The organism is Ruminococcus sp. (genome assembly GCF_017650195.1).
GTDB lineage: Bacteria > Bacillota > Clostridia > Oscillospirales > Ruminococcaceae > Ruminococcus.
Genome location: NZ_JAGCFH010000137.1, coordinates 1 through 4,748 on the forward strand (window position 1 = coordinate 1; position 4,748 = coordinate 4,748).

Annotated in this window: 4 protein-coding genes; all 4 read left to right on the plus strand. The window is 46.3% G+C overall.

Annotated elements, in window-relative coordinates; translation table 11 throughout:
- Nucleotides 1–43 precede the first annotated feature (43 nt).
- Nucleotides 44–1,402 carry a Trk system potassium transporter TrkA gene (gene trkA / locus J6U00_RS06195; protein WP_296580223.1) on the plus strand — a complete coding sequence of 453 codons (1,359 nt, stop codon included), beginning with the start codon at nt 44–46 and terminating at the stop codon, nt 1,400–1,402.
- A 19-nt stretch (nt 1,403–1,421) separates the two neighbouring features.
- Nucleotides 1,422–2,858 carry a TrkH family potassium uptake protein gene (locus J6U00_RS06200; protein ID WP_296580225.1) on the plus strand — a complete coding sequence of 479 codons (1,437 nt, stop codon included), beginning with the start codon at nt 1,422–1,424 and terminating at the stop codon, nt 2,856–2,858.
- Between the two features lie 64 nt (nt 2,859–2,922).
- Nucleotides 2,923–3,942, plus strand: coding sequence for a leucine-rich repeat protein (locus tag J6U00_RS06205; RefSeq protein WP_296580227.1), 1,020 nt, complete (start codon nt 2,923–2,925; stop codon nt 3,940–3,942).
- 50 nt (nt 3,943–3,992) lie between these two features.
- Nucleotides 3,993–4,748: leucine-rich repeat domain-containing protein (locus tag J6U00_RS06210; RefSeq protein ID WP_296580228.1), on the plus strand; the 756-nt coding region annotated here is incomplete at its 3' end.

Consider the following 4,748-nt stretch of genomic DNA (forward strand, 5'->3'; position numbering starts at 1 on the left):
GAATAATTATATATTATAACATACAATATATTACGGAGGAGCTATGGATATTATAATCGTAGGCTGCGGCAAGGTAGGCTCGTCGCTTGCTGATGTGCTCAGCAGCGAGCACAATGTTACCATAATAGATAAAAAAGAGGCTCTCGTTGAGTCAGCTTCAAACGATTTCGACGTTATGGGTATAGTGGGAAACTGCCTCCAGACTGAGATACTGGAAGAGGCAAATGTCTCAAAGGCTGATATCCTTATTGCAGTTACAGCTTCCGACGAGATAAATATACTCTCATGCCTGATAGCAAAGAAAATGGGCGTCCGTCACTGTATAGCCCGTGTGCGCAGTCCCGAATTCGATAGGCAGCTGGTATTCATGCGTGAGGAGCTGGGTATTAGCATGATGGTAAATCCCGATTATAACGCAGCCAACGAGATAGCAAAGGTTCTTCGCTATCCGGAGGCTATAAATATAGAGTCCTTCGCAAAGGGAAGGGTCGATCTTGCAGAGATACGCATAACCGCAGGAAGTATACTTGACGGCGTGGCTCTTAGCCAGCTTTCGCGCAGATTGAGGCTCGATGTGCTTATATGCGCTGTACAGCGCGGCGAGGAGCTTACCATACCCAATGGTAATTTCGTCCTCCGTTCCGGAGACAAGATACACATGACCGCTTCTCACAGCAATATGGTTAAGTTCTTCAAGAGCATAAGCGCCGCTTACCGCGAAAAGCGCGTAAAATCAGCGGTACTTATAGGTGGCGGAAGGGTCGCATACCACCTTGCGCAACAGCTCATAGAAATGGGAGTCAAGGTAAAGATAATCGAGATAGACCGAGAGCGCTGCCTTGAGCTCTCTGACAGGCTCAATAAAGTGGATATCTCTTGTGCCGACGGTACAGACCACGATATCCTCAGGGAGGAACGCGTTTATGACGCAGATGCTGTAGTTACGCTTACCGGCATAGACGAGGAGAATATCCTTCTCTCTCTCCTAGCCAAGAATAACGGCGTTGAGAAGGTGGTCACAAAGGTAAACAGAATGTCTCTCATGCAGCTTTCGGACACTCTTGCCCTTGACAGTATCATCTCTCCAAAGACTATCACTGTAAATCAGATACTCCAGTATGTTCGGGCAAAGCAGAATTCTCTTGGAAATAACGTGACTACGCTGTACAGACTCGTAAATGACAGGCTTGAGGCTATGGAGTTTATAGTACGTGACAAAAAGGACTACGTGGGCATACCGCTTAAAAAGCTTAAGCTCAGGAGCGGTATCCTCATAGCGAGCATCGCAAGAGGAAACGAGCTCATTATACCTAAGGGAGACGACTGCCTTATGCTGAACGACAGTGTTGTTGTAGTTACCATTACAAAGGGTATGCACGATCTTAGCAATATATTTGACTGAGGAGCGTATTGCATAATCTATGAATTACAGAATGATAACATACATTATGGGACAGATACTGAAGGTCGTGGGACTTTTCATGCTCCTTCCCATAATTGTGGGCTTTATTTACGGGGAACAGCACGTAGTCGCTTCCTTCGGCGTACCTTTTCTCATAACAATGGCTATAGGCTTCGGATTTACCGTGAAGAAGCCGACTGACAATACGATATACTCAATGGAGGGCTTCGTCAGTGTGGCAGCATCGTGGGTTACCATGTCCTGCATAGGAGCTATGCCATTCGTTATATCTGGAGAGATAAATAACTACGCAAGTGCTCTATTTGAGACCGTATCAGGATTTACCACTACTGGAGCAACTATACTTTCCGATGTGGAAGCCATGTCGCGTTCTTGCCTTTTCTGGCGAGCCTTTACTCACTGGCTTGGAGGTATGGGAGTCCTCATGTTCGTGCTTGCTATAATGTCCAGCAACGATTCTCGTACAATGCACATGATGCGTGCGGAGTGCGCAGGACCCAAGGTGGGACGTCTTGTTTCAAGATCCCGTTTTTCTGCGCGTATCCTTTACGGCATATACATTACTCTTACGGTATCCGAGGCTGTGTTGCTGCTTTTGGGTGGTATGCCGCTGTATGACGCTATTATCCATTCCTGCTCGTCGGCAGGCACAGGTGGCTTCTCCATGTGGGGAAATAGCATAGGACACTACAACAGCGTTTACATTGAAATGGTAGTGGCTTCCTTCATAATACTCTTTGGCGTAAATTTTAACCTATACTATTATCTGCTAATAAGAAAGTTCTCGTTGGCTTACAAAAACGAAGAGGTGAGGACGTATTTCGGCGTTATCATAGCCGCTACAGCCATTATCGCAGTTAATGTACACAAGCTCTATAACGGAGTGGGCGATACCCTGAGGCACACCTTCTTCATGGTGGCTTCCACTATCACCTCGGCAGGCTTTTCTACCACAGATACGGCGAAATGGCCTGTTTTCTCCCAGACTCTGCTGCTCATGCTCATGTTTGTGGGCTCCTGTGCCGGTTCTACCGGCGGCGGCATGAAGGTCTCAAGGATAATTATACTTATAAAAACCGGTATCAAGGAGCTTAAGTATATAACCAATCCCCGAGCGGTATCCACCGTGAAAATGGACGGCAAACCTGTGGAAAAGGACGTTGTCCGGGGCGTGAGCAATTACCTTATACTGTTTATGATGCTTATGTGTGTATCAGTGCTGTTGGTAACGCTCAACGGCTTCTCCATAGAGGAATCTATTTCGGCAGTAATAACCTGTATGAATAATATCGGGTTCGGTGTGGGACGCTTTGGTCCTGCCGGAAATCTCAGCGGGCTCAACGCTTTTTCAAAGGTAGTGCTCTGCTTTGATATGCTTCTCGGCAGACTGGAGATATATCCACTGATAATGCTCTTTGTACCCAGAAAGAGGTAAATATACACAGGACGTGCGACTTGGGGAGGTGGTACGTTCATCAGTGAAAGAAGGAGGAATGTTCATGAAGAAAGTCTTGTCGGTATTGATCTCTGCGGCAGTATGTGCCGCGTCAGCTGTGGCTGTTCCTGCCAGCGGAGCCGGAACGGAAATGTTAACTGGTCAGATATCGGTGGGGGCTGTTGCCACATCGGGGCAGTGTGGTGACAGTGCGTACTGGGAGCTTGACGGCTCCACACTTAAGATCACGGGAACAGGTGCGATGTCGGGATACCCTATGAGCACCAATACTCCATGGTATAGTCGCAGAAGCAGCATAACGAGCGTAGTGATAAGCGACGGCATTACAGAGATAGGCAGCGCAAATTTTGCCGGACTAAGCATAACGTCTGTGTCCATACCGTCAAGTGTGACCACGATCGGCAGAGGCGCTTTTTCAGACTGCCGATATCTTCAAAGTGTAGATGTACCGGAGTCCGTCACTTATATTGCCGCAAATGCTTTTAAGAACTGTTCAAGCATGAAGGAAATATACATAAGGAACCCGAAATGTACTGTAAGCGGTTCAGGAAGTACGATATGTACGCTCGAAACCGAAAAAACCATATACTTCAACGGAACTATTTACGCTCCCAGCGGTTCAAGGGCTGAGACCTATGCTAATGCTTATAAATACAACTTTAAGGAGATAGATTCATCGGAGGGGATGAATACTACACAGCCAACAACCACCACAACAACTACCACGACAACGACAACAACTACTACGACAACAACTACTGCTTCGACATCTTCTACAACAATAACTACTACCATACCGCCTGACGGAGGCTATAAGCTTGGTGATGTTAACAATGACGGCTTCACGGACGCCGTTGACGCAAGTCTTACACTTGCGGAATACGCGAAAAGGTCATCCGGATCGGACGGAGATTTTGATGAAAAGCAGAGCAAAGCGGCAGATGTTGATCTTAACGGATTGGTCGATGCTGTTGACGCTTCAAAAATACTTGCTTACTATGCGTATCTCTCTTCAGCAGAAAACAGCAATATGACCATTTCTGAGTTTATAAACAGAAAATAAATTATAGTTGCCTGGTTTATACGGGCGGCTCTTGGAAATGGAGAGAAAACATGAAAAAAATAATAGCCGTGTTTACAGCGGCAGTGATAAGCGTTTCTATGGCAGTCGGTTCATTCACCGGCTCGTTAGGGACAAAAATGGTCGTAGATCCAGTAACGGTAAGTGCTGCTGGCACATCGGGTCAATGCGGAGACAATGCTTACTGGGAGCTTGACGGCCCCACATTAAAGATCACTGGAACAGGTGCTATGTCGGGGTATCTGATAAGTACAAATACGCCTTGGTATAGTTTACGAAGACAGATATCAAGTGTAGTCATAAGCGAAGGAATAACTGAGATCGGAGGCGCAAATTTTGCCGGACTCAGTATAACCTCTGTATCCATACCGTCGAGTGTGGTTACGATTGGCAGAGGCGCTTTTTCAGACTGCCGATATCTTAAAAATGTGGATGTTCCGGAATCCGTAACATATATTGCAGCTAATGCGTTCAGAAACTGTTCAAGCCTGAATGAAATCTATATAAGAAATCCTAAATGCACGATAAGCGGCTCCGGAAGTACAATATGTACGCAGGAAACGGATACCTCCATATACTTTAATGGAACGATATGCTCCTATAGCGGATCAAGGGCCGAAACCTATGCCAACGCATACAAATATAATTTCCGGTCTCTTGGTACGGCGCCTGAGACAACAACCACTACAACGATCACTACTACCACTACTAAAAAGACAACTACCACCACAACCACTACCACAACGCATAAACCGACAACAACAACAACTACTACGACTACAGCCACA

What these genes read in the sequence shown, in the direction of transcription:
- trkA (WP_296580223.1), top strand. Translation starts at nt 44, where the DNA reads ATGGATATTATAATCGTAGGCTGCGGCAAGGTAGGCTCGTCGCTTGCT.
- J6U00_RS06200 (WP_296580225.1), top strand. Translation starts at nt 1,422, where the DNA reads ATGAATTACAGAATGATAACATACATTATGGGACAGATACTGAAGGTC.
- J6U00_RS06205 (WP_296580227.1), top strand. Translation starts at nt 2,923, where the DNA reads ATGAAGAAAGTCTTGTCGGTATTGATCTCTGCGGCAGTATGTGCCGCG.